A 24622-nucleotide genomic window follows, 5' to 3' on the forward strand; every position below is an offset into this window, starting at 1 on the left:
TCTCGCCTTTTCAGGACGAAACAATGACAACAAAAAAGGCCCGTATCTCGCGATATGGGCCTTTTTCGTAAGAGGGAAAAATCAATTACTTGATTTTGCCTTCTTTGTAGATCACGTGCTTACGAACAACCGGATCAAATTTCTTGATCTCGATTTTGTCCGGAGTAGTGCGCTTGTTCTTGTCGGTAGTGTAGAAGTGACCAGTACCGGCGCTCGAAATCAAACGAATCAATTCACGCATGATTAGCTCCCTTAGATCTTGCCGGCTTTGCGGATTTCGGCCAGCACGACAGTGATGCCACGCTTGTCGATGATACGCATGCCTTTGGCAGATACGCGCAGACGCACGAAACGTTTCTCTTCTTCAACCCAGAAGCGGTGATGCTGCAGGTTCGGCAGGAAACGACGACGGGTTTTGTTGTTTGCGTGGGAAATGTTATTCCCAGTCACCGGACCCTTACCGGTAACTTGACAGACTCTCGACATGCCTCAGCCCTCTAAAACCACATGCCCAACCCGGCATGGGTTGGCCGCTTAATCTCTCAGTCATTTGGCGCCAGGCGCCGCGTTTCTTTAGAGGTCTTACCGGCTACACCTACAGTGAAGGAACCGGGCCCCTAGAAAAGAGCGCTGCTTTATACCAGAAAGACTAGAGAGCAACAACAACCGGTGTGGATTGAGTTGATAAAAACCCGGGTTTCCGGGCGCCGGGCGCCTTGGACAAAGGCTGTCACCGAGAACGACCGCTCGTCGCAGAGAATCGGCCAACGGGCCCATTCAGGGTTTTCCTCAACCGCCACTCACCGAAAACTATCGCCATACTCCCCCTAAAATGAAAAAGGGGATAGTCATTTGCAAAAGAGCCCACTAGGGTAAGCCTTTTCCAGACTGCACTTGCAGATGGGCCTTCGATCTGTAAAGGAATCCGACCATGCGCCTCGCTGCCCTACCGCTGCTGCTCGCCCCGCTTCTACTGAGCCCTTTGGCCCATGCCGCCGCCCTGAGCGTCTGCACCGAGGCCAGTCCGGAAGGGTTCGATGTGGTGCAATACAACTCGCTGACTACCACCAACGCCTCAGCCGACGTGCTGATGAACAGCCTGGTGGATTTCGACACGGACAGCGGCAAAGTGGTCCCCAGCCTTGCGGACAGTTGGGAAGTCACGCCCGACGGCCTGATCTATGTTTTCAAACTGCACCCGCAGGTAAAATTTCACCGCACCGAATACTTCACTCCGACGCGTGACCTGACCGCCGAAGACGTGAAGTTCAGCTTCGACCGCATGCTCGACCCGGCGAACCCGTGGCACAAAGTCGCCCAGAGTGGCTTTCCGCACGCCCAGTCGATGCAGTTACCGGCGCTGATCAAGAAGATCGACGCACTGGACCCGCTTACCATTCGCTTCACCCTCGACCACCCGGACTCGACGTTCCTGCCCACCCTGAGCATGGGTTTTGCCTCGATCTATTCGGCCGAATACGCCGACCAACTCATGAAGTCTGGCACTCCGGAAAAGCTCAACAGCCAGCCGATCGGCAGTGGCCCGTTCATCTTCACGCGCTTCCAGAAAGACGCCTCGATTCGCTACAAGGCCAACCCGGATTACTTCCGCGGCAAGCCATCGGTTGACCCGCTGATCTTCGCCATCACCCCGGACGCCAATGTGCGCTTGCAGAAATTGCGCCGCAACGAGTGCCAGATCGCCCTGTCGCCCAAACCGTTGGACGTACAGGCTGCAAAACAGGAACCGACCCTGAAGGTGGAAAAGACTGACGCATTCATGACCGCGTTCGTCGGCATCAACAGCCAGCATCCGCCGCTGGACAAACCTGAAGTGCGCCAGGCGATCAATCTCGCGTTCGACAAGACCAACTACATCAAAGCCGTGTTCGAAGACACCGCCGAACCCGCCAACGGTCCGTACCCGCCCAACACCTGGAGCTATGCCAAAGGCTTGCCGGGCTACCCGCATGACGTTGAAAAGGCCCGTGCATTGATGGCCAAGGCCGGGCTCAAGAATGGTTTCCAGACCACCATCTGGACCCGCCCTTCCGGTAGCCTGCTGAACCCCAATCCAAGCCTCGGTGCACAATTGCTTCAGTCCGACCTCGCGGAAATCGGCATTCAGGCCGAGATTCGCGTGATCGAATGGGGCGAACTGATTCGCCGCGCCAAGGCCGGCGAGCACGACCTGCTGTTCATGGGCTGGGCCGGCGACAGCGGTGACCCGGACAACTTCCTCACGCCGCAGTTTTCCTGCGCGGGGCTCAAATCCGGCACCAACTTCGCCCGCTACTGCAATCAGGATCTGGACAAGCTGATCAGCGCCGGCAAGACCACCGGCGAGCAAGGCGTGCGCACCAAGCTCTATGAACAGGCTCAGGCGCAGATCCAGCAACAGGCGCTGTGGTTACCGCTGGCTCACCCGACCGCCTTTGCGCTGACACGCAAAGACGTCGAGGGTTACTCGGTCAGCCCGTTCGGGCGGCAGGATTATTCCAAGGTCAGGTTCAAGCCATAAGCCACAAGCGGCAAGCTCAAGCAGTCCGAGCACTGCTCTAGCTTGCAGCTTGAAACTTGCCGCTGCTTCTCCTACATCCACCCATACTCGGCCATGGACAGCGGATCGCCGTCACCCACGATGAAATGGTCGAGTACCCGCACATCAATCAGGTCCAGCGCCTCTTGCAGGCGCTTGGTCAGCATCCGGTCGGCCTGACTGGGGTCGGTGTTACCCGACGGATGGTTGTGGCACAAAATCAGCGCTGCGGCGTTATGGGCCAGGGCGCGCTTGACTACCTGCCTGGGATGGACGCTCGTGTTGTCGATAGAGCCGCGAAACAGTGCCTCAAACGCCAAAACTTGATGCTTGGAATCCAAAAACAGACACCCGAACACCTCGTGAGGCTCATGGCGCAACATTGACTTCAGGTAATCACGAACCGCCTGCGGATTTTCCAGCGCCGATTTTTGGCGCGCACGTTCGGCCAAATGCCGCCGGCTCATTTCCTGGACCGCTTGCAACTGAGCGAATTTCGCCGGCCCGAGCCCCAACTGCCTGCTGAATGCTGCCTGATCGGCTTCGAGCAGTGAGCGCAGGCTGCCAAACTGACTCAACAGGTGTCGCGCCAGATCAACTGCGCTTTTACCCGACACGCCGGTCCTTAAAAAAATCGCCAGCAGTTCGGCATCCGAAAGACTCCCCGAGCCCAACTCAAGCAACCTCTCCCGTGGCCGCTCGGCCGCCGGCCAATCGCGAATACTCATAGCACCTCCCTGGAATGTGGGCGCCGCTGTTCCGTAGCGGTCGCTGTGATATCGTAGCCCATCTTTTTTGCTGGCGAATTCATCCCTGGGGAGGGGGTATCGCCAAGCAGTCATCCACGAAATGAAAGGCAGACCTATGCAGCGGCTGTATCGGAAACGCATCGTTCTGGGCGTCGGCGGCGGCATCGCTGCCTACAAAAGCGCCGAGCTGGTTCGTCGCCTGATCGACCAGGGTGCCGAAGTGCGCGTGGTCATGACCCGTGGCGGCAGCGAATTCATTACTCCGCTGACCATGCAGGCCTTGTCCGGGCATCCGGTTCACCTCGACCTGCTGGACCCGGCGGCCGAAGCCGCGATGGGCCACATCGAGCTGGCCAAATGGGCCGATCTGGTACTGATCGCTCCCGCCACCGCGGACCTGATCGCCCGACTGGCCCAAGGCATTGCCGACGACCTGTTGACCACGCTGGTGCTGGCCACCGACGCCGTGGTCGCGGTGGCCCCGGCGATGAACCAGGCCATGTGGCGCGACCCGGCGACCCAGGCCAACCTGCAAACCCTCGAAAACCGCGACCTCAAAGTCTTCGGCCCAGCCTCCGGCAGCCAGGCCTGCGGCGACGTCGGCATGGGTCGCATGCTCGAAGCCACCGACCTCGCCCAGTGCGCGGCAGACTGCTTCCAGCGCCAGGCGCTGACCGGCAAACACGTACTGATCACTGCTGGACCGACTCAGGAAAACATCGACCCGGTGCGCTACATCACCAACCACAGCTCCGGGAAAATGGGCTTTGCCCTGGCCGAAGCCGCGGTAGAAGCCGGCGCCCGCGTGACCTTGATCACAGGCCCCGTGCACCTGCCGACCCCGGATCGCGTCACGCGCATCGACGTGGTGAGTGCCCGCGACATGCTCGCTGCCTGTGAAGCGGCGATCCCTTGCGACCTGTTCATCGCCTCGGCAGCGGTCGCGGACTACCGTCCGGAAGTCGTCGCCCCACAGAAACTCAAGAAAGACCCTACGAACGGCGACGGCTTGTTGCTGCAGATGGTGCGCAACCCAGACATCCTAGCCACCATCGCCACCCGTCCCGACCGTCCGTTCAGTGTCGGCTTCGCCGCCGAAACCGAACACCTGCTCGATTACGCTGCCCGCAAGTTGAAAGACAAGAACCTCGATCTGATCGTCGCCAACGACGTCGCGAACCCGAGTATTGGCTTCAACAGCGAAGAAAACGCCTGCAGCGTGATTGACCGTGAGCTGCACGCCACACTCTTCGCCCAGACCAGCAAGAGCAAAATCGCTCGCCAGCTGATCACTTTTATCGCCGAACGTCTGAACCAGGTTTAATTTACATGCACGCTTTGCAAGCCAAGATCCTCGACCCACGCATCGGTACCGAATTCCCGCTGCCGCAGTACGCCACGCCAGGCTCCGCCGGCCTCGACCTGCGCGCCATGCTGGAAAAAGACACCGTCATCAAGCCGGGCGAAACCCTGCTGATTCCGACTGGTCTGTCTGTCTACATTGGCGATCCCGGTTTGGCCGCGCTGATTCTGCCGCGCTCCGGCCTGGGCCATAAGCATGGCATCGTGCTGGGTAACCTGGTCGGCTTGATCGACTCCGATTACCAGGGCCCGCTGATGGTGTCGTGCTGGAACCGTGGCCAGACCGATTTCAACATGGTGGTAGGCGAACGCCTGGCCCAATTGGTGCTGGTACCGGTGGTTCAAGCGCATTTTGAAATGGTCGAAGAGTTCGTCGAAACCCAGCGCGGCACCGGCGGGTTCGGCCACTCCGGCAGCCACTGATCCGAAAGATGGCAACCCTGTGGCGAGGGGACTTGCCCCCCCCGCTGGGCAGCGAAGCGACCCCAAACTCTGAGTACTACGCACTCAAGCGGGAGCAAGCTCCCTCACCACAAATTGCAAAGACGTCATCTGGAAGGTTTACCACTGAAAATCGAGGCATTGAACGGACAATTGCTCGCCGATGCTGATGGCATGGCCTTTTCACACCACGAACTCTCGGTGAAAAACGCCGTCATACCCTTCAGTTTGAGCCTGCCGACGAGTTTTTCGCAGGCAGGTCCAGCCACTTTCAAGATGGAGCATTCCTACAGATGAGCACCCCAGCCCAAGTCGCACCCACGTTCCCCGACAGCATCTTCCGCGCCTACGACATTCGTGGCACCGTCCCGGAATTCTTGAACGCTGAAACCGCTTATTGGCTTGGTCGCGCCATCGGCTCCCAGAGCCTGGCCCAGAACGAACCCAACGTATCCGTCGGCCGCGACGGTCGTCTGTCCGGCCCGGAACTGGTGGAACAACTGATCCAGGGTCTGGCCGACAGCGGTTGCCATGTCAGCGACGTCGGCCTGGTGCCAACCCCTGCGCTGTATTACGCCGCTAACGTATTGGCCGGTAAATCCGGCGTGATGCTCACCGGCAGCCACAACCCGTCGAACTACAACGGCTTCAAGATCGTCATTGCCGGTGACACACTGGCCAACGAACAGATCCAGGCCCTGCACGAACGCCTCAAGACCAACAACCTGAGCAGCGGCAAGGGCAGCATTACCCAGGTCGAGATCCTCGACCGCTACAACACTGAAATCGTCCAGGACATCAAACTGGCCCGTCGCCTGAAAGTGGTGGTCGATTGCGGCAACGGCGCGGCGGGCGTGATCGCCCCGCAGCTGATCGAAGCCCTGAACTGCGAAGTCATCCCGCTGTTCTGCGAAGTCGATGGCAACTTCCCGAACCACCATCCAGATCCGGGCAAGCTGGAAAACCTGGAAGACCTGATCGCCAAGGTCAAGGAAACCAACGCCGATCTGGGCCTGGCTTTCGATGGCGACGGCGACCGAGTGGGCGTGGTAACCAACACCGGCAGCGTAGTCTTCCCGGACCGCCTGCTGATGCTGTTCGCCAAGGATGTGGTAGCACGCAACCCCGACGCAGAAATCATCTTCGATGTTAAATGCACCCGCCGCCTGATCCCGCTGATCAAGGAGTACGGCGGTCGTCCGCTAATGTGGAAGACCGGCCACTCGCTGATCAAAAAGAAAATGAAACAATCCGGCGCCCTGTTGGCCGGCGAGATGAGCGGGCACATCTTCTTCAAGGAGCGCTGGTTCGGTTTTGACGATGGTATTTACAGCGCCGCGCGGCTGCTGGAGATCCTCAGCAAGGAAAAATCCACCGCGGAAGAGCTGTTCGCGACCTTCCCGAACGATATTTCTACGCCAGAGATCAATATCCATGTGACCGAAGAGAGCAAATTCAGCATCATTGATGCACTGCACGATGCGCAATGGGGTGAAGGCGCCGACCTGACCACCATTGACGGCGTGCGAGTCGACTATGCCAAAGGTTGGGGCCTGGTTCGCGCCTCCAACACCACACCGGTGCTGGTGCTGCGCTTCGAGGCCGATGACGAGGCTGAACTGCAGCGCATCAAGGATGTGTTCCACGTCCAGCTGAAACGCGTTGCACCTGATCTCCAATTACCGTTTTGATCTTCTGAAGCACCCGGAGCCCTGAATGACCCTCGAACGCGAAGCCGCCGCCAACACCGCCAAGGTCCTGTCCGAAGCGCTGCCTTACATTCGCCGCTATGTCGGCAAGACGCTGGTGATCAAATACGGCGGCAACGCGATGGAAAGCGAGGAGCTGAAAACCGGCTTCGCCCGCGACATCGTGCTGATGAAAGCCGTTGGCATCAACCCAGTGGTGGTTCACGGTGGCGGCCCGCAAATCGGCGACCTGCTCAAGCGTCTGTCGATCGAGAGCCACTTCATCGATGGTATGCGCGTGACTGATGCGCAAACCATGGACGTGGTGGAAATGGTCCTCGGTGGCCAGGTCAACAAGGACATCGTCAACCTGATCAACCGTCATGGCGGCAGCGCCATCGGCCTGACCGGCAAAGACGCCGAGCTGATTCGCGCGAAAAAGCTCACTGTTACCCGTCAGACGCCGGAAATGACCCAGCCGGAAATCATCGACATTGGCCAGGTTGGCGAAGTGGTCGGGATCAACACCGACCTGCTGAACCTGCTGGTCAAAGGTGATTTCATCCCGGTGATCGCGCCCATCGGCGTCGGCGCCAACGGCGAGTCGTACAACATCAACGCCGATTTGGTGGCCGGCAAGGTCGCCGAAGCGTTGAAGGCCGAGAAGCTGATGCTGCTGACCAACATCGCCGGCCTGATGGACAAGTCGGGCACGGTTCTGACCGGCCTGACGACTCAACAGGTCGACGACCTGATCGCCGACGGCACTATCTACGGCGGCATGCTGCCGAAGATTCGTTGCGCACTGGAAGCGGTACAGGGCGGCGTGGGTAGCTCGTTGATCATCGACGGTCGGGTGCCGAACGCGATTCTGCTGGAAATCTTCACCGATACCGGTGTGGGTACGCTGATCAGTAATCGCAAGCGTCACTGATTCAAACCTTAGAAAGGTCGCAGCCTTCGACAGCGCCTACGACAGCGGATTTTCGGATGTACGAAAACCCTGTAGGAGCTGACGAAGTCTGCGATCTTTTTTATGCGCGCAGGAAATGCCTGACCCGATTGGGCGAAACGTCCGACATCGCAAAAGAATCAATCTGCATAGGATCGTCCCTGAATCCACAGGAGATCTCTCCATGCAAAAAGACTATGCCCCATACGGCAGTGATGTTTCACCTGGCACCTATGCCTGCGTCGATTGCGGTCATGAGTATTCGAACCAGGCCAAAACCTCAATGCCGCCGTGCCCGCAACTCCGCAAAACCCCACACACCCGTCATGGCTGGAAAATTCTTACCGGTCAGGGCGATGCCGCTGTTGATCCGTACCCAGAGAAAGCCAGTAAACCCGTGGGAATCAAAAAGGCCGAGACACTCAGCAGCACCAGCAAAGAATAATCCTGGGAGACCGAACCACGCATCAACAAAAGACCCCGCTCAGATTGCTGAGCGGGGTCTTTTGTTGCCTGCGATCCCTTGCAGGAGCGAGCTCCTCCAGGGGATGGCGTCAGACGCCGAATTGGGCGCGGTAGGCTTCGACTGCCGGCAGGTGTTGCTTGAGCTGCGGATCATCCGCCAGGAATTCCAGCACCTGGTTCAGCGAAACAATGCTGATCACCGGGATACCAAAGTCACGCTCCACTTCCTGGATGGCCGACAATTCGCCGTTGCCACGCTCCTGACGGTTCAGGGCGATCAACACGCCGGCAGCCTTGGCGCCGTCCTGGGAGGCGATGATCTGCATCACTTCACGGATGGCGGTGCCCGCGGTGATCACGTCGTCGATGATCAGCACGTCGCCGGTCAATGGCGCGCCGACCAGGCTGCCGCCTTCACCGTGGGCCTTGGCTTCCTTGCGGTTGAAGCACCATGGCAGATCACGGCCATGATGTTCGGCCAGCGCCACGGCGGTGGTCGCCGCCAACGGGATGCCTTTGTAGGCCGGGCCGAACAGCACGTCGAACGAAATACCGCTCTCGACGATGGCTGCTGCGTAGAAACGCCCCAGCTGCGCCAGGGCAGAACCCGAGTTGAACAGGCCGGCATTGAAGAAGTAAGGACTGGTGCGTCCGGACTTCAGGGTGAACTCACCGAAGCGCAAAACGCCACGATCAATGGCAAAACGAATGAAGTCGCGCTGATACGCTTGCATGAAAAAAACCCCAAATACCACGGATTTAGCTAATTAGGTAGACGCCGTGTATCATACCCGCACGCGATTTTTGGGGCCACTTATGCGGATCATCAGTGTGAACGTCAATGGTATTCAGGCTGCAGTCGAGCGTGGTTTGCTCAGTTGGCTGCAAGCACAGAACGCCGACGTCATCTGCCTGCAGGACACCCGCGCCTCCGCCTTTGAACTGGACGATCCAGCCTTCCAACTGGATGGCTACTTCCTTTATGCCTGCGAAGCCGAAGTTCCCGCCCAAGGTGGCGTGGCTTTGTACTCGCGGTTGCAACCGAAGGCAGTCATCAGCGGTCTCGGCTTCGAGACGGCCGACCGCTACGGGCGTTACCTGCAAGCCGATTTCGACAAGGTCAGCATCGCGACCTTACTGCTCCCTTCGGGGCAGAACGGCGATGAAGACTTGAACCAGAAGTTCAAGCTAATGGACGACTTCGCCCGTTATCTGGATAAGCAGCGACGCAAACGCCGCGAGTACATTTATTGTGGCTCGCTGTACGTGGCGCAACAGAAGCTGGATATCAAGAACTGGCGCGACAGCCAGCAATCTCCGGGCTTCCTGGCGCCTGAGCGTGCCTGGATGGACGAGATTGTCGGCAACATGGGGTATGTCGATGCCCTGCGCGAAGTCAGCCGTGAAGGCGACCAGTACAGCTGGTGGCCGGACAACGAACAGGCCGAGATGCTCAACCTGGGCTGGCGTTTCGACTACCAGATACTGACGCCGGGTCTGCGGCGTTTTGTACGCAGCGCACGCCTGCCGCGTCAGCCACGGTTCTCGCAGCACGCACCACTGATCGTGGACTACGATTGGACGCTGACCATCTAAGCGTCTATTCGCAGATGCAAAAAAGCCGACATCGCTGTCGGCTTTTTTTGTGCGCACTTGATTCCTGCAGGAGCGAGCGGTGCGGCGATCCTACAAGGGACGCGGCGCTTACTTGATCAATCGCCAGGTGAAGGGATAACGATAAGGCACCCCATCATTGGCCTTGAGCCCGGCAATGATGCACAGCACCATCGCCCCGATCAGCACCAACGGCAACAGCGCAAAGCCAATCAACACCAGCATCAGCAGATAACAGATACCCGAGACCAGGGCCACGGTGATCTGAAAGTTCAGCGCTTCCTTGCCTTGGGCATCGATGAACGGATCGGTTTCACGCTTCCACTGCCAGAGTATCAGCGGCCCGATCAGGTGACCGAATGGAAACCAGACACCGAGAAACGCCGAGAGGTGACAAAACATCGCCCACTGGCGAGCCTCGGGGCTCGGGGTGGGAAGCAACTGCTGTTCATCACTCATGGCGCTCTCCTTTGCCGGGCGTCAAAACAATCAGTCGGCCAGTGCAGCCTTCTGTAGTTCGAAAATCTCGATCATGCCTTTCTTCGCTAGCGCCAGCATTGCGTTCAGCTCTTCCGGCTGGAACGGCGCGCCTTCAGCAGTGCCCTGAACTTCGATGAAGCCACCCGTGCTGGTCATCACCACGTTGAGGTCAGTCTCGGCAGCCGAATCTTCCAGATAGTCGAGGTCAAGCACAGGCTCGCCCTGGTACATGCCCACCGAAACGGCAGCGATCATTTGCTTGAGCGGGTCGCCACCTTTCAGGCCGCCGCGCTTCTTGATCACTTTCAAGGCATCGATCAGGGCAACCATGGCGCCGGTGATGGACGCGGTGCGGGTGCCGCCGTCAGCCTGGATCACATCGCAGTCGACGTACAGGGTGACGTCGCCCAGCTTGGTCATGTCCAGCGCAGCGCGCAGGGAGCGGCCGATCAGACGCTGGATTTCCAGAGTACGACCGCCTTGCTTGCCGCGGCTCGCTTCACGCTGGTTACGTTCGCCAGTGGCGCGCGGCAGCATGCCGTATTCGGCGGTCAACCAACCCTGGCCCTGACCTTTGAGGAAACGCGGCACGCCGTTCTCGACACTGACGGTGCAGATGACTTTGGTATCACCGAACTCGACCAGTACAGAACCCTCGGCGTGTTTGGTGTAGTTGCGGGTAATGCGGATCGAGCGGAGCTGATCGGCAGCGCGACCACTTGGACGTTTCATAGGGATTACCTGTACGGGGGACGGAAAACTGCCGAGCATTATAGAGCCGTGGACCGTCCGTGGGCACTTCTAAAAAAATCGCCCGACGATTGAAGCCCCTGAATAGAGCTTAGCCGACGGCCTGCAGCTCTTTGTCACAGCGTGTGTTTGGGCGCATCCGCCCCACTGCGCTACAATCCTGCGCCTTTGCTGCCTGTCGGCTTTAATTCACAGATAGCGGGTCCGCGAACCATGGGTTACGCGCCGACCTGCATTGCGAGGTACCTCCATGGTGCACAGCATGACCGCCTTCGCCCGCGTCGAGAAAGCTGGCGTCCAGGGCACCCTGAGTTGGGAACTGCGCTCGGTCAACAGCCGCTACCTGGAACCCCACCTGCGTCTGCCGGAGTCTTTCCGCGACCTCGAAGGCGCGGTCCGCGAATCTCTGCGCCAGGGTTTGTCCCGGGGTAAGCTCGAATGCACCCTGCGCTTTACCGAAGAAAGCATCGGCAAACCGCTGCAAGTGGACCGCGAACGCGCCGCGCAACTGGTCGCTGCCGCCGAGACGGTCGCCGGCCTGATCAAGAACCCAGCCGCGTTGAACCCATTGGAAGTCCTGGCCTGGCCCGGCGTGCTGGTGGCCGATGCCGCCGACCCGCAAGCACTGAATGCCGAAGCCCTGGCACTGTTCAATCAGGGCCTGAAAGAACTCAAGGCCGGTCGCGAGCGCGAAGGCGCAGAGCTGGCGCGGTTGATCAACGAGCGCCTGACCTTCATTGAAGGCGATGTGGTGATCCTGCGTGAGCTGGTCCCGCAGATGCTCGCCACCCAACGCCAGAAAGTCCTCGACCGCTTCACCGACATGAAGGCCGACCTCGACCCGCAGCGCCTGGAACAGGAAATGGTCATGCTCGCGCAAAAGAGCGACGTCGCCGAAGAACTGGATCGCCTGAGCACTCACATCATCGAAGTTCGCCGGGTGCTTAAATCCGGCGGCGCTGCCGGTCGGCGCCTGGACTTCCTGATGCAGGAACTCAACCGCGAAGCCAACACACTGGGCTCCAAAGCCTTCGACCCGCGCAGCACGACAGCGGCGGTCAACCTCAAAGTGTTGATCGAGCAGATGCGCGAACAAGTGCAGAATATTGAGTAAGGCAAACCCGACATGACCCACAGCACCGGCACCCTGTACATCATTTCCGCCCCTTCGGGCGCGGGCAAGAGCAGCCTGGTCAAGGCCCTGACCGACGCTGATCAGGAGATCCGTGTCTCGGTCTCCCACACCACTCGCGCCATGCGCCCCGGCGAAGTGAACGGCGTGAACTATCACTTCGTCGAACGCAGCGAGTTCGTGAAGATGATCGAGCACGGGGATTTCCTTGAGCGCGCCGAAGTGTTCGGCAATCTCTATGGCACCTCGCAAAGCCACCTGCAGCAGACCCTGGATGAAGGCCACGACCTGATTCTGGAAATCGACTGGCAGGGCGCCGAGCAGGTGCGCAAGTTGATGCCCCAGGCGCGCTCGATCTTCATCCTGCCGCCGTCTTTGCAGGCCTTGCACCAGCGCCTGACCAATCGTGGCCAGGACAGCGACGAGATCATCGAAGGCCGGATGCGCGAAGCCGTCAGCGAGATGAGCCACTACGTCGACTACGACTACCTGATTATCAACGACGATTTCGCCCATGCACTGGACGATCTGAAGGCGATTTTCCGCGCCAATCAGCTGCATCAGAAGCGTCAGCAGCAGCGTCATGGCAAATTATTGGCTGAATTGCTCGACTAAACAGCTCTTCCCAAAATCGCTGCAAGGGCTTTACATTGGCACTTATAGCGCGTTGAAGAGCCTGGTCAAAAAATCAGCGCTTCCCTAATCGCTGGTGATTTTTTAAACTGTTGAGTCCGCTCGCCCAACCGGGCAGCGCGCATATTGCATTCGCTCCGAGGAATACCATGGCCCGCGTAACCGTTGAAGACTGCCTAGAACACGTGGAAAACCGCTTTGAGCTGGTCATGCTCTCTACCAAGCGTGCCCGTCAACTGGCCACCGGTGGCAAAGAGCCCCTGGTTCAGTGGGAAAACGACAAGCCTACTGTTGTAGCGCTGCGTGAAATCGCTGAAGGGCTGATGAGCTACGAGTTCATTGCCAACGCTGAAATCGTCGAAGACGAACCGCTGTTCGCAGCGTTCGAGGACGAGTCCAACGAGGCAGTATAAGCCTATGCCTGGTCGACGTAGCACGGCGCGGGGTCACAACGAACGGCAGGAATTATCATGCCGAGCATAGACGCCCTCGCCGATCGCTTATCGGCCTACCTCGGCAAGGACCAGGTCAATCTGGTCCGCCGAGCGTACTTCTACGCCGAACAAGCCCACGACGGCCAACGCCGCCGCAGCGGTGAGGCGTACGTCACGCATCCTCTTGCAGTGGCGAATATTCTTGCCGACATGCATATGGACCATCAGAGCCTGATGGCGGCCATGCTGCATGACGTGATCGAAGACACCGGTATTGCCAAGGAAGCGCTGCAAGCGCAGTTCGGCGAAACCGTGGCCGAACTGGTCGACGGGGTCAGCAAACTGACCCAGATGAACTTCGAGACCAAGGCCGAAGCCCAAGCCGAAAACTTCCAGAAAATGGCCATGGCCATGGCGCGCGATATTCGCGTGATCCTGGTCAAGCTGGCCGACCGCCTGCACAACATGCGTACCCTGGAAGTGCTCTCCGGCGAAAAACGCCGGCGGATCGCCAAGGAAACCCTGGAAATCTATGCGCCCATCGCCAACCGGCTGGGCATGCATGCCATCCGCATAGAGTTCGAAGACCTCGGCTTCAAGGCCATGCACCCGATGCGTTCCGCGCGGATCAACCAGGCGGTCAAGCGCGCCCGGGGCAACCGCAAGGAAATCGTCAACAAGATCGAAGAGTCCCTCAGTCACTGCCTGGCCATCGATGGCATTCAGGGCGAGGTCAGCGGACGGCAGAAACACCTCTACGGCATCTACAAGAAAATGCGCGGCAAGCGTCGGGCCTTCAACGAGATCATGGACGTGTATGCGTTCCGGATCATCGTCGACAAGGTCGATACCTGCTACCGCGTGCTAGGCGCTGTACATAATTTGTACAAACCGTTGCCGGGGCGCTTCAAGGATTACATCGCGATCCCCAAGGCCAACGGCTACCAGTCGCTGCACACCACGCTGTTCGGCATGCACGGTGTACCGATCGAGATCCAGATCCGCACCCGTGAAATGGAAGAGATGGCCAACAATGGCATCGCCGCCCATTGGCTGTACAAATCCAGCGGCGACGAGCAGCCCAAAGGCACTCACGCTCGCGCCCGCCAATGGGTCAAAGGCGTGCTGGAGATGCAGCAACGGGCCGGCAATTCGCTGGAATTCATCGAGAGTGTGAAGATCGACCTGTTCCCGGACGAGGTCTACGTGTTCACGCCCAAAGGCCGGATCATGGAGCTGCCAAAAGGCTCCACGGCGGTCGACTTCGCTTACGCGGTGCACACCGACGTTGGCAACAGCTGCATTGCCTGTCGGATCAATCGTCGTCTCGCGCCGCTGTCCGAACCGCTGCAAAGCGGCTCCACGGTCGAGATCGTCAGCGCCCCGGGCGCGCGGCCGAATCCGGCATGGCTCAACTTCGTGGTCACTGGCAAAGCGCGGACGCACATCCGCCATGCGCTGAAACTGCAACGTCGCTCCGAGTCCATCAGCCTCGGCGAACGCCTGCTGAACAAGGTGCTCAACGGCTTCGACAGTTCCCTGGAAAAAGTCCCGACCGAGCGCGTGCAGCTGATGCTCCACGAATACCGTCTCGAACTGATCGAAGACCTGCTCGAAGACATCGGCCTGGGCAATCGCATGGCTTATGTAGTCGCCCGCCGCTTGCTCGGCGAAGGCGAACAACTGCCGAGCCCGGAGGGTCCGCTGGCGATTCGTGGCACCGAAGGCCTGGTACTCAGTTACGCCAAGTGCTGCACGCCGATCCCGGGCGACCCGATTGTCGGCCACCTGTCCGCAGGCAAAGGGATGGTGGTGCACCTGGACAACTGTCGCAACATCAGCGAAATCCGCCACAACCCGGAAAAATGCATCCAGCTCTCGTGGGCCAAGGATGTCACCGGCGAATTCAACGTCGAGCTGCGCGTCGAGCTGGAACACCAGCGTGGCTTGATCGCCCTGCTGGCCAGCAGCGTCAATGCGGCCGACGGCAATATCGAAAAAATCAGCATGGACGAACGCGACGGTCGTATCAGCGTGGTCCAACTGGTGGTCAGTGTGCACGACCGCGTGCACCTGGCCCGCGTGATCAAGAAACTGCGCGCCCTGACCGGGGTCATCCGCATCACCCGCATGCGCGCGTAGCCCATCCCTCACAAGGAGTCATACATGACCAAGACCGTTATCAACAGCGACAAGGCTCCGGCCGCCATCGGTACTTATTCCCAGGCGATCAAGGCTGGCAATACTGTTTACATGTCGGGTCAGATTCCTCTGGACCCAAAAACCATGGAACTGGTCGAAGGCTTCGAAGCCCAGACCGTCCAGGTGTTCGAGAACCTCAAAGCCGTGGCGGAAGCGGCCGGTGGCTCGTTCAAGGACATCGTCAAACTGAACATCTTCCTCACCGACCTGAGCCACTTCGCCAAGGTCAACGAGATCATGGGCAAATACTTCGAGCAACCTTACCCAGCCCGCGCCGCCATCGGCGTAGCAGCCCTGCCAAAGGGTTCGCAGGTTGAGATGGATGCCATTCTGGTCATCGAGTAATGTGTCCGGCGCAGCTCTCTAAAGCTGCGCCGCTGCCATATGTATAAAAAGCGTCTTGAAAGGATTCCACCATGCGCACTGCGCTAGCTCTCTCGCTGGTCGCCCTTCTCTTGGGCGGTTGTGCCAGCGACCCTGCCGACCGTGATATCAGCGGTACCTGGATCAATCAGTCGGCGATCGATGCTGCATCCAAAGGCGGCCCCCTGCGGGAAGCGCTTCAGGCCTATGGCCCGAATCTGGAATGGGACGTCAACACCCGAGCCGGTCAGGCCCGCTACACCAATGGTTTTGAAAATGTCGAAGGCAAGCTGCTGGGTGAAGAGTCCGGCGCCTGGAAAGTCGACTTTTACGGCAGCTCAGCCAGCGAGTTGAAGCGTGATGGCAAGCAACTGAGCCAGGCCGCCAATGACAACGAACCGGAGCAAGTCTTCGACCGTGCATTGGTCCCAGTGCCGGAAGGCGCACCGATTGGCGCGAGTTTCGAGCGGGCACTGTATTCGGCTTATATGGGTGGCGGCTGGAAAATCCTCAGCGGCCCGGGCGAAGGCAATACCGTGCAATTCCAGGCCGATGGCCAGGTTGCCGGCCTGCCCGGTGCGGATCGTTATGCCCTGTGCCTGGCGGGCGATTGCGCGTCGATGAGCGGCGGCAACGACAACATCTGGTTGCAGGTGAATGGCCAGGGCAATACCTGGATCTTTGCGCGCAAGGGCAAGGAACTGGAGATTTTCCAGACCGTGAACACTGCGTTGGCGGACGAGATGCCTTCGTTTACGCCGGGTAATCGCAAGTGGTTACTGGAAAAGCAGTAACCCGGCCCTAAGGCCAATGCAGAACCAGATGTAGGAGCAGGCGTCTCCCCCTGCTCCTACAGTATCGGTGATGACTGAAAGTTAGCAGCGGCCTTCGAGGATCGCGGCATAACCTTCGCGGAAACTCGAATACTTCGGCACCCAACCCAACGCCTTCGCCCGGGCATTGCTGCAGCGCTTGCTGCCGGCACGACGCACACTCGCATCCTCGGCCCATTCGGTCACGCTCAGATACTCACGCAACCAGCCCACCACCTCCGCCAATGACGCGGGCGCATCGTCGACGCCTATATAGTCATCATCCAGCGTCACCCCACGCTGATCCGCCTCAAGCAGGAATGCCAGTAACCCAGCCGCGTCGTCGACGTGAATTCGATTGGCATACAACGGTGGATCTATCGCCACCCGATAACCGCGACGGACCTGGGTCAGCAGCCACTCACGACCGGGGCCATAAATACCGGTCAAGCGCACAATGCTGGTCGGGATGCCGCTATCACGCGCCACTTGTTCAGCCTCCAGCATCACACGCCCTGAATAGCCAGCCGCCACGGTCGGCGAGCTCTCGTCGACCCATTCGCCCTCTTGCTGGCCGTAAACGCTGCTGCTGGAAACGAATAGCAGCCGATTGGGCACTTGCCCGTAGTCGCCCAGCCATTCCAGCACGTGCCGCAAACCCTGAATATAAGCGGCGCGGTATCCTGCCTCATCGTGATCGGTCGCGGCCGCGCAATACACCAGGTAATCCACCGCACCGATTGGCCAGGTCGCCGGACAGTCTTTATTGAACAAGTCGCCGGCAACGCCAATCACACCCTCGGGCAGACGTGAGACGTCACGCCGCAAGCCGTGAACCTCCCACCCCGAAACCAGCAATTGCGTGGCCAGACGACTGCCGACATCACCGCAGCCGGCGATCAAAACAGAAGGCGCGGACATTAGAACACTCCTATCGGAAAGCTACAGACTAGCGTCGGCAAAGGACATGCGGCTAGCAATGAAAGAAAAAAAGATACTCTATTACTTTTGTTAACAAGAATTACTTGCAATAATGCACGCCACTTTTGTTCTCGGCCTCACGAGGCCTGGAAGAACATTTATCGTCTTTTCCTCTCAGGTCCGGCCAGCATGACACGCAATCAATTCCCCGCTTCGCCAACCAAACGACCTCGCGCCTGGAGCGCGGTGGCCGCCCTGCTGCTCAGCCTGATGCTGGCGCCGACCGCCGCCTTCGCCGATGCACAAGCGCCGACCACACAGCCTGCTGCCATTCAAACACCCGCCGCGCCTGCCGCGACCAACCCGGTCCAGGCCGTAGATACCGCTGACGCGCCGGAAGTCCTCGAAGCCGATAACTCGCTGGGCATGGCCCATGATCTGTCGCCGTGGGGCATGTACCAGAACGCCGACATCATCGTGAAGCTTGTGATGATCGGCCTGGCCATCGCCTCGATCATTACCTGGACCATCTGGATCGCCAAGGGCTTCGAACTGATGGGCGCCAAGCGTCGTTTGCGCGCTGAAATCGCCCACCTGAAAAAAGCCGCCACCCTTAAAGAAGCCAGCACCACGGCGGCCAAGGAAGGCACCCTCGCCAACCTGCTGGTCCACGACGCGCTGGAAGAAATGCGCCTGTCGGCCAACAGCCGCGAGAAGGAAGGCATCAAGGAACGTGTGAGCTTCCGCCTCGAGCGCCTCGTCGCTGCCTGCGGTCGCAACATGAGCAGCGGCACCGGCGTACTCGCCACCATCGGCTCCACCGCGCCGTTCGTCGGCCTGTTCGGCACCGTGTGGGGCATCATGAACAGCTTCATCGGCATCGCCAAAACCCAAACCACCAACCTCGCCGTCGTAGCGCCCGGTATCGCTGAAGCTCTGTTGGCAACCGCGCTGGGCCTGGTTGCAGCGATCCCGGCAGTGGTCATCTACAACGTCTTCGCCCGCTCCATCGCCGGATACAAAGCACAAGTGTCCGACGCCTCGGCAGAAGTCCTGCTGCTGGTCAGCCGTGATCTCGACCACCTGCCGGCCGAGCGTATCTCGCAACCGCACATGGTGAAAGTGGGGTAATCGGCCATGGGCCTGCATTTGAAAGAAGGCGCAGACGACGATCTGGCCGAGAACCACGAAATCAACGTCACGCCGTTCATCGACGTGATGCTGGTGCTGTTGATCATCTTCATGGTGGCGGCCCCGCTGGCCACCGTGGACATCAAGGTCGACCTGCCTGCCTCCACCGCCAAACCGGCGCCACGGCCAGAGAAACCGGTATTCCTCAGCGTGAAAGCTGACCAGCGCCTGTTCCTCGGCGAAGATGAAGTGAAGGCCGAGACCCTCGGCGCCACACTCGACGCCAAGACCCAGGGCAAGAAAGACACGACGATCTTCTTCCAGGCCGATAAAGGCGTGGACTACGGCGACCTGATGAGCGTGATGGACGCCCTGCGTGCCGCCGGTTATCTGAAGGTCGGCCTGGTCGGACTCGAGACGGCAGCCAAGAAATGATCAACACGCGCCAAAAGCTGACGCGTTACAGCGCGAGCCTGGCCGTGGTGCTGGGCGTCCATGCGCTGGCCATTGCGCTGGCGCTGAACTGGACGTCGCGCCCGCCGATCGAGCTGCCGCCGCAAGCGATGATGGTCGAGCTGGCACCGGCTCCGGCCCCGCCACCGCCCGCACCGCCGAAGGTGATCACGCCGCCGCAGCCACCAGCCCCAGTGGAAGAACTGCCGCTGCCCAAACTCGCTGAAGCGCCGAAGGCCGAGATTGCTGTGCCTAAACCGGTCAAACCCAAGCCGAAGCCGAAGCCTCAACCGCCCAAGCCTGTGGAAAAAAAGCCGGAGCCGCCGAAGGAAAAGCCTTCCGAGGAAAAACCGAGCGACGCGCAACCGACCCAGGCACCGACGGAGAAATCCGCTCAGCCAGCACCCGGCCCATCGCCAGCGCAGCAAGCGGCCAAGGCCAGTTGGCAAGGCACTCTGCTCGCGCACCTCGCCAAATACAAAGAGTACCCGGCCAGTGCACGGATGCGGAACAAGGGCGGCTTGAACCGTCTGCGCTTCGTGGTGGATGCTGAAGGTAACGTCTTGTCATTCGAGCTGGTGGACCGCTCGGGCGTAGCCGATCTGGATCGGGCCACCTTGCAAATGATCCATAAGGCCCAGCCGCTGCCCAAGCCACCGGCTGATATGTTGACCAACGGCACCATCGAAATTACCGCACCGTTTGTTTACTCGCTGGAACGTCGCCGTTAAGGCACCGCCGAAGGTGACTACAACACCTATGAAAAGGCATCGAAAGATGCCTTTTGCATATCCGCAAACGCCAAACCTGCATTGCCCTGTGTCACTCAACACACTCAGTCTGATAACGTGCGTCTATCGATTGCAGCCGGTATGCTTGGCCCGCAACTTCATGGACGCTTGCTATGACTCTGACAGAATTACGCTACATCGTTACCCTCGCCCAAGAGCAGCACTTCGGCCATGCGGCCGAGCGTTGCCACGTCAGCCAGCCGACCCTGTCGGTGGGCGTGAAAAAGCTTGAAGACGAACTCGGTGTGCTGATTTTCGAGCGCAGCAAGAGCGCCGTGCGCCTGACCCCGGTCGGCGAAGGCATTGTCGCCCAGGCACAGAAAGTCCTGGAGCAGGCCCAAGGCATCCGCGAACTGGCCCAGGCCGGCAAGAACCAGCTGACCGCACCGCTGAAAGTCGGCGCGATCTATACCGTCGGGCCGTATCTGTTCCCGCACCTGATTCCACAACTGCACCGGGTCGCCCCGCAGATGCCGTTGTACATCGAAGAAAACTTCACCCACGTGCTGCGCGACAAACTGCGCAACGGCGAACTCGACGCGATCATCATCGCCCTGCCGTTCAACGAAGCCGACGTACTGACCTTGCAGCTCTACGACGAGCCGTTCTACGTCTTGATGCCGGCCCAGCACCCATGGACGCAAAAAGAATCCATCGACGCCGCCCTGCTCAACGACAAGAGCCTGTTGCTGCTCGGCGAAGGCCACTGCTTCCGCGATCAAGTGCTGGAAGCCTGCCCAACCCTGGCCAAAGGCAACGACGGCGCCAAACACACCACGGTGGAATCCAGTTCGCTGGAAACCATTCGCCACATGGTCGCCTCCGGCCTGGGCATTTCGATCTTGCCGCTGTCGGCGGTCGACAGCCACCACTACGCTCCCGGCGTGATCGAAGTGCGCCCATTGAGCGCGCCCGTGCCGTTCCGCACTGTGGCCATCGCCTGGCGCGCGAGCTTTCCGCGGCCGAAGGCGATTGAAATCCTCGCCGACTCCATTCGCCTGTGCTCGGTGGCCAAGCCGCCCGCGCCGGTGGTGGCCGGTTAAGTCGCGGCCATGACCGAGTTGTCGCAAGTGTCGGTGACGGCACTCAAGGGTGTCGGCGAAGCCATGGCCGAGAAACTGGCCAAGGTCGGCCTGGAGAATCTCCAGGACGTACTGTTTCACCTGCCGCTACGTTATCAGGACCGCACCCGCGTGGTCCCGATCGGCCATTTGCGACCCGGGCAAGACGCCGTGATCGAAGGCACCGTCAGCGGCGCCGACGTGGTCATGGGCCGGCGCCGCAGCCTGGTTGTCCGTCTGCAGGACGGCACCGGCGGGCTTAGCCTGCGCTTCTACCATTTCAGCAACGCCCAGAAAGAAGGCCTCAAACGCGGCACGCGCATTCGTTGTTACGGCGAAGCGCGGCCCGGTGCGTCAGGGCTGGAAATCTACCACCCGGAATACCGTGCCATCACCGGCGACGAACCGCCGCCGGTGGATGAAACCCTGACCCCGGTCTACCCGCTCACCGAAGGCCTGACCCAGCAGCGCTTGCGCCAGTTGTGCATGCAAACCCTGACCCTGCTCGGCCCCAGCAGCCTGCCCGACTGGTTGCCGACCGAACTGGCCCGGGACTATCAACTGGCGCCGCTGGCTGATGCGATTCGCTACCTGCATCACCCGCCCGCCGATGCCGACGTCGACGAACTCGCCCTCGGTCATCACTGGGCGCAGCATCGGCTGGCCTTCGAAGAACTGCTGACCCATCAACTGTCCCAGCAGCGCCTGCGCGAAAGCATGCGTTCGCTGCGTGCCCCGGCGATGCCGAAAGCCACGAAGCTGCCAGAACAGTATTTGGCCAACCTCGGCTTCACGCCGACCGGCGCCCAGCAACGGGTCGGTAACGAAATCGCTTACGACCTCAGCCAGCACGAACCGATGTTGCGGCTGATCCAGGGCGACGTGGGCGCCGGCAAAACCGTGGTTGCCGCCCTCGCCGCGCTCCAGGCGTTGGAGGCCGGTTACCAAGTCGCACTGATGGCGCCCACAGAAATTCTCGCCGAGCAGCACTTCATCACCTTCAAGCGCTGGCTCGAGCCACTAGGCATCGAAGTCGCCTGGCTGGCCGGCAAGCTCAAGGGTAAAAACCGCGTCGCCGCGCTGGAGCAAATCGCCAGTGGTACGCCAATGGTGGTCGGCACCCACGCACTGTTTCAGGAAGAGGTGCAGTTCAAGAACCTGGCGCTGGCGATCATCGACGAACAACACCGCTTCGGCGTGCAGCAGCGCCTGGCATTGCGGCAGAAAGGCGTCGGCGGGCGGATGTGCCCGCATCAGTTGATCATGACCGCCACACCGATCCCCCGGACGCTGGCCATGAGCGCCTACGCCGACCTCGACACCTCGATCCTCGACGAACTGCCGCCCGGTCGTACGCCCGTAAACACCGTGCTGGTCACCGACACCCGGCGCGTCGAAGTGATCGAACGGGTGCGCGGTGCCTGTGCCGAAGGGCGTCAGGCCTATTGGGTGTGCACGCTGATCGAAGAGTCTGAAGAGCTGACTTGCCAGGCCGCCGAAACCACTTTTGAAGACCTCACCGCCGCCCTCGGCGAGTTGAAGGTCGGGCTGATCCACGGCCGCATGAAGCCCGCCGAGAAAGCCGCGGTGATGGCCGAGTTCAAGGCCGGCAACCTGCAACTGCTGGTTGCCACCACGGTGATCGAAGTCGGCGTCGACGTGCCCAATGCCAGCCTGATGATCATCGAAAACCCCGAGCGCCTCGGCCTCGCGCAACTGCACCAACTGCGTGGCCGTGTCGGACGGGGCAGCGCCGTCAGCCACTGCGTGCTGCTTTACCACCCGCCGCTGTCGCAGATCGGCCGTCAGCGGCTGGGCATCATGCGCGAAACCAACGACGGGTTTGTCATCGCCGAAAAAGACCTCGAACTGCGTGGCCCCGGCGAAATGCTCGGCACGCGCCAGACCGGCCTGCTGCAATTCAAAGTCGCGGACCTGATGCGCGACGCCGACCTGCTGCCCGCCGTACGCGACGCCGCTCAGGCCTTGCTCGAACGCTGGCCGGGTCATGTCAGCCCGCTGCTCGACCGCTGGCTACGCCATGGGCAGCAATACGGCCAAGTGTGAGCACTGTCGCAGTTTCTGGGCCCTGGCTTTAAACAAGCTGGTTATACTCCCGCAATTGTTTGCAAACGGATACAGACCATGCCAGAAGCTGCCCTCGCCCCCGAAACCCCGCACGCTCCGTCTGTTATTCGGCTGCTGCTCGGCAAGCTGGGCATCGCCTACGAAGAAGTCCTCGATCATCACGGCCTGAACGCCGCGCGTAAAGTGCAGGCAGTTTTGCTGGACGATGCCGTCGGCGCGCTTATGGTGCTGTTCCCCCAGAGCCAATTGCTCGACCTCAACCGCCTCGCCGAACTCACTGGCCGCCGGTTGACTGCGGTATCCACCGAACGTCTGGTAAAAATGCTCGGCAAACACAGCCTGAGCCTGCTGCCCGGCCTGCCGGCACTCACCAGCTCGCCGTGTATGTATGAAGAAAGCCTGCTGCGCGAACCGACGTTGCTAATCAACTCGGGTGAGCCGGGCGTGCTGCTGGAAATCACCCGCGACGATTTCAAAGCCATGCTCACCAAGGCCAGCGCCGCCAACTTCGGCGAAGCCCTGACCAGCATCCGCCCGAACCTCGACCGCCCCGACGATGACCGCGAGGAAATCACCCAGGCCGTGCAAGCGTTCACCGCGCGGCGCATCCAGCAGCGTCTGGAAGCGACCATCGAGATTCCGCCGCTGGCCGAAACCGCGCAGAAAATCATCAAACTGCGGGTCGACCCCAACGCCACCATCGACGACATCACCGGCGTGGTGGAAACCGACCCGGCCCTGGCCGCACAAGTCGTCAGCTGGGCAGCGTCGCCGTACTACGCCTCGCCGGGCAAGATTCGTTCAGTGGAAGACGCCATCGTCCGCGTGCTCGGTTTCGACCTGGTGATCAACCTGGCGCTGGGCCTGGCCCTGGGCAAAACCCTGAGCCTGCCCAAAGACCACCCGCAACACACCACGCCGTACTGGCAGCAATCGATCTACACCGCCGCCGTCATCGAAGGTCTGACCCGCGCCATGCCCCGCGCCCAGCGCCCGGAAGCCGGCCTGACCTACCTCGCCGGCCTGCTGCACAACTTCGGCTACTTGCTGCTGGCTCACGTGTTCCCGCCACACTTCTCGCTGATCTGCCGCCACCTGGAGGTCAACCCGCACCTGTGCCACAGCTACGTGGAACAACACCTGCTGGGCATCAGCCGCGAACAGATCGGCGCGTGGCTGATGCGCTATTGGGACATGCCCGAAGAACTGGCCACCGCCCTGCGCTTCCAGCACGACCCAAGCTACGACGGCGACTATGCCGAATACCCGAACCTCGTCTGCCTGGCCGTGCGCCTGCTGCGCAGTCGTGGGATTGGGTCTGGCCCGGATGAAGACATTCCGGATGCGTTGCTGGAGCGAGTCGGCCTGACCCGCGACAAGGCCAACGATGTGGTCAGCAAAGTGCTTGAGGCTGAAGTGCTGTTGCGCGAACTCGCTTCACAATTCAGCCAGTCCTGAAAAGCTTCGTCGGATCGCCGCCCGGAGCCGGCTCGCTCTCACAGGGTTCAAACGCCGGCTCGGAAGACACGCTCTTTCCCTGATCGTCGGCTATGCACCCAAG

25 protein-coding genes and 1 pseudogene are annotated in these 24622 nt (G+C 60.3%); 19 read left to right on the forward strand and 7 right to left on the reverse strand.

Going from position 1 to position 24622, the window contains the following annotated elements:
* Nucleotides 1-85 precede the first annotated feature (85 nt).
* Both rpmG and rpmB read right to left on the reverse strand, forming a co-directional pair.
* Nucleotides 86-241 carry a 50S ribosomal protein L33 gene (gene rpmG / locus LOY56_RS25850; RefSeq protein WP_007894709.1) on the reverse strand — a complete coding sequence of 52 codons (156 nt, stop codon included), beginning with the start codon at nucleotides 239-241 and terminating at the stop codon, nucleotides 86-88.
* 11 nt (nucleotides 242-252) lie between these two features.
* On the reverse strand, nucleotides 253-486 hold the full coding sequence (gene rpmB, locus LOY56_RS25855) for a 50S ribosomal protein L28 (RefSeq protein ID WP_007894701.1): 234 nt from the start codon (nucleotides 484-486) through the stop codon (nucleotides 253-255).
* A 445-nt stretch (nucleotides 487-931) separates the two neighbouring features.
* Between rpmB and LOY56_RS25860 the strand changes: the two genes are divergently transcribed.
* Nucleotides 932-2521, forward strand: coding sequence for an ABC transporter substrate-binding protein (locus tag LOY56_RS25860; protein ID WP_258618165.1), 1590 nt, complete (start codon nucleotides 932-934; stop codon nucleotides 2519-2521).
* Nucleotides 2522-2592: 71 nt separating this feature from the next.
* On the opposite strand, the gene radC is transcribed toward LOY56_RS25860, so the two are convergent.
* Nucleotides 2593-3267 (reverse strand): RadC family protein, encoded by a 675-nt coding sequence (radC, locus tag LOY56_RS25865; protein WP_258618166.1) that lies wholly within the window; start codon nucleotides 3265-3267, stop codon nucleotides 2593-2595.
* A 136-nt stretch (nucleotides 3268-3403) separates the two neighbouring features.
* Between radC and coaBC the strand changes: the two genes are divergently transcribed.
* The 5 genes and pseudogenes from coaBC to LOY56_RS25890 all read left to right on the forward strand — a co-directional run bounded on the left by coaBC (nucleotide 3404) and on the right by LOY56_RS25890 (nucleotide 8176).
* Nucleotides 3404-4612, forward strand: a complete 1209-nt coding sequence (gene coaBC / locus LOY56_RS25870; RefSeq protein ID WP_258622899.1) for a bifunctional phosphopantothenoylcysteine decarboxylase/phosphopantothenate--cysteine ligase CoaBC — start codon at nucleotides 3404-3406, stop codon at nucleotides 4610-4612.
* A 5-nt stretch (nucleotides 4613-4617) separates the two neighbouring features.
* Nucleotides 4618-5073: a dUTP diphosphatase gene (dut, locus tag LOY56_RS25875; protein WP_007894692.1), complete on the forward strand. Its 456-nt coding sequence runs from the start codon at nucleotides 4618-4620 to the stop codon at nucleotides 5071-5073.
* A 332-nt stretch (nucleotides 5074-5405) separates the two neighbouring features.
* Nucleotides 5406-6782: pseudogene (locus LOY56_RS25880) on the forward strand (phosphomannomutase/phosphoglucomutase); the annotation flags it as partial.
* Between the two features lie 25 nt (nucleotides 6783-6807).
* The gene (argB, locus tag LOY56_RS25885; RefSeq protein WP_008007602.1) at nucleotides 6808-7713 is read left to right on the forward strand and encodes an acetylglutamate kinase; all 906 of its coding nucleotides are present in this window, start codon (nucleotides 6808-6810) and stop codon (nucleotides 7711-7713) included.
* Between the two features lie 202 nt (nucleotides 7714-7915).
* A complete protein-coding gene (locus LOY56_RS25890; RefSeq protein ID WP_258618167.1) occupies nucleotides 7916-8176 on the forward strand; it encodes a zinc ribbon-containing protein in 261 nt (86 codons plus the stop codon).
* A 109-nt stretch (nucleotides 8177-8285) separates the two neighbouring features.
* Here the strand turns inward: LOY56_RS25890 and pyrE are convergent, their stop codons facing one another.
* Nucleotides 8286-8930: an orotate phosphoribosyltransferase gene (pyrE, locus tag LOY56_RS25895; protein WP_007894680.1), complete on the reverse strand. Its 645-nt coding sequence runs from the start codon at nucleotides 8928-8930 to the stop codon at nucleotides 8286-8288.
* Nucleotides 8931-9012: 82 nt separating this feature from the next.
* Between pyrE and LOY56_RS25900 the strand changes: the two genes are divergently transcribed.
* Nucleotides 9013-9792, forward strand: coding sequence for an exodeoxyribonuclease III (locus tag LOY56_RS25900; RefSeq protein WP_008030595.1), 780 nt, complete (start codon nucleotides 9013-9015; stop codon nucleotides 9790-9792).
* A 108-nt stretch (nucleotides 9793-9900) separates the two neighbouring features.
* Here the strand turns inward: LOY56_RS25900 and LOY56_RS25905 are convergent, their stop codons facing one another.
* Complete coding sequence (locus LOY56_RS25905; protein ID WP_038980733.1) at nucleotides 9901-10269, reverse strand: DUF4870 domain-containing protein; 369 nt, start codon at nucleotides 10267-10269, stop codon at nucleotides 9901-9903.
* A 30-nt stretch (nucleotides 10270-10299) separates the two neighbouring features.
* On the reverse strand, nucleotides 10300-11022 hold the full coding sequence (rph, locus tag LOY56_RS25910; RefSeq protein WP_008007612.1) for a ribonuclease PH: 723 nt from the start codon (nucleotides 11020-11022) through the stop codon (nucleotides 10300-10302).
* Between the two features lie 268 nt (nucleotides 11023-11290).
* Here rph and LOY56_RS25915 point away from each other — a divergent pair, with 268 nt between their 5' ends.
* From LOY56_RS25915 to LOY56_RS25940, 6 genes are all read left to right on the forward strand, one after another.
* Nucleotides 11291-12154: a YicC/YloC family endoribonuclease gene (locus tag LOY56_RS25915; protein WP_258618168.1), complete on the forward strand. Its 864-nt coding sequence runs from the start codon at nucleotides 11291-11293 to the stop codon at nucleotides 12152-12154.
* Between the two features lie 12 nt (nucleotides 12155-12166).
* Entirely contained in the window at nucleotides 12167-12787 is a 621-nt protein-coding gene (gmk, locus tag LOY56_RS25920; protein ID WP_052964483.1) for a guanylate kinase, read from the forward strand.
* Between the two features lie 167 nt (nucleotides 12788-12954).
* Nucleotides 12955-13218 (forward strand): DNA-directed RNA polymerase subunit omega, encoded by a 264-nt coding sequence (gene rpoZ / locus LOY56_RS25925; protein WP_003177259.1) that lies wholly within the window; start codon nucleotides 12955-12957, stop codon nucleotides 13216-13218.
* A 57-nt stretch (nucleotides 13219-13275) separates the two neighbouring features.
* The gene (spoT, locus tag LOY56_RS25930) at nucleotides 13276-15381 is read left to right on the forward strand and encodes a bifunctional GTP diphosphokinase/guanosine-3',5'-bis pyrophosphate 3'-pyrophosphohydrolase (RefSeq protein ID WP_258618169.1); all 2106 of its coding nucleotides are present in this window, start codon (nucleotides 13276-13278) and stop codon (nucleotides 15379-15381) included.
* A gap of 24 nt (nucleotides 15382-15405) precedes the next feature.
* Complete coding sequence (locus tag LOY56_RS25935) at nucleotides 15406-15786, forward strand: RidA family protein (RefSeq protein WP_095633622.1); 381 nt, start codon at nucleotides 15406-15408, stop codon at nucleotides 15784-15786.
* Nucleotides 15787-15857: 71 nt separating this feature from the next.
* A complete protein-coding gene (locus LOY56_RS25940; protein ID WP_258618170.1) occupies nucleotides 15858-16598 on the forward strand; it encodes a hypothetical protein in 741 nt (246 codons plus the stop codon).
* A gap of 81 nt (nucleotides 16599-16679) precedes the next feature.
* On the opposite strand, the gene LOY56_RS25945 is transcribed toward LOY56_RS25940, so the two are convergent.
* Nucleotides 16680-17537 (reverse strand): SDR family oxidoreductase, encoded by an 858-nt coding sequence (locus tag LOY56_RS25945; RefSeq protein ID WP_258618171.1) that lies wholly within the window; start codon nucleotides 17535-17537, stop codon nucleotides 16680-16682.
* A gap of 189 nt (nucleotides 17538-17726) precedes the next feature.
* Between LOY56_RS25945 and exbB the strand changes: the two genes are divergently transcribed.
* From exbB to LOY56_RS25975, 6 genes are all read left to right on the forward strand, one after another.
* On the forward strand, nucleotides 17727-18668 hold the full coding sequence (exbB, locus tag LOY56_RS25950; RefSeq protein WP_258618172.1) for a tonB-system energizer ExbB: 942 nt from the start codon (nucleotides 17727-17729) through the stop codon (nucleotides 18666-18668).
* 6 nt (nucleotides 18669-18674) lie between these two features.
* Nucleotides 18675-19103, forward strand: coding sequence for a TonB system transport protein ExbD (gene exbD, locus LOY56_RS25955; protein WP_007894651.1), 429 nt, complete (start codon nucleotides 18675-18677; stop codon nucleotides 19101-19103).
* Nucleotides 19100-19852 carry an energy transducer TonB gene (locus LOY56_RS25960; RefSeq protein ID WP_258618173.1) on the forward strand — a complete coding sequence of 251 codons (753 nt, stop codon included), beginning with the start codon at nucleotides 19100-19102 and terminating at the stop codon, nucleotides 19850-19852. The genes exbD and LOY56_RS25960 overlap by 4 nt, the downstream gene beginning before the upstream one ends.
* A gap of 173 nt (nucleotides 19853-20025) precedes the next feature.
* Complete coding sequence (locus tag LOY56_RS25965) at nucleotides 20026-20955, forward strand: hydrogen peroxide-inducible genes activator (RefSeq protein ID WP_008007618.1); 930 nt, start codon at nucleotides 20026-20028, stop codon at nucleotides 20953-20955.
* A 9-nt stretch (nucleotides 20956-20964) separates the two neighbouring features.
* Entirely contained in the window at nucleotides 20965-23040 is a 2076-nt protein-coding gene (recG, locus tag LOY56_RS25970) for an ATP-dependent DNA helicase RecG (protein ID WP_258618174.1), read from the forward strand.
* Between the two features lie 78 nt (nucleotides 23041-23118).
* The gene (locus LOY56_RS25975; protein ID WP_258618175.1) at nucleotides 23119-24519 is read left to right on the forward strand and encodes an aminoacyl-tRNA deacylase and HDOD domain-containing protein; all 1401 of its coding nucleotides are present in this window, start codon (nucleotides 23119-23121) and stop codon (nucleotides 24517-24519) included.
* The last annotated feature ends 103 nt before the right edge of the window (nucleotides 24520-24622 follow it).

This window comes from Pseudomonas sp. B21-048 (assembly GCF_024748615.1).
Taxonomy (GTDB): domain Bacteria; phylum Pseudomonadota; class Gammaproteobacteria; order Pseudomonadales; family Pseudomonadaceae; genus Aquipseudomonas.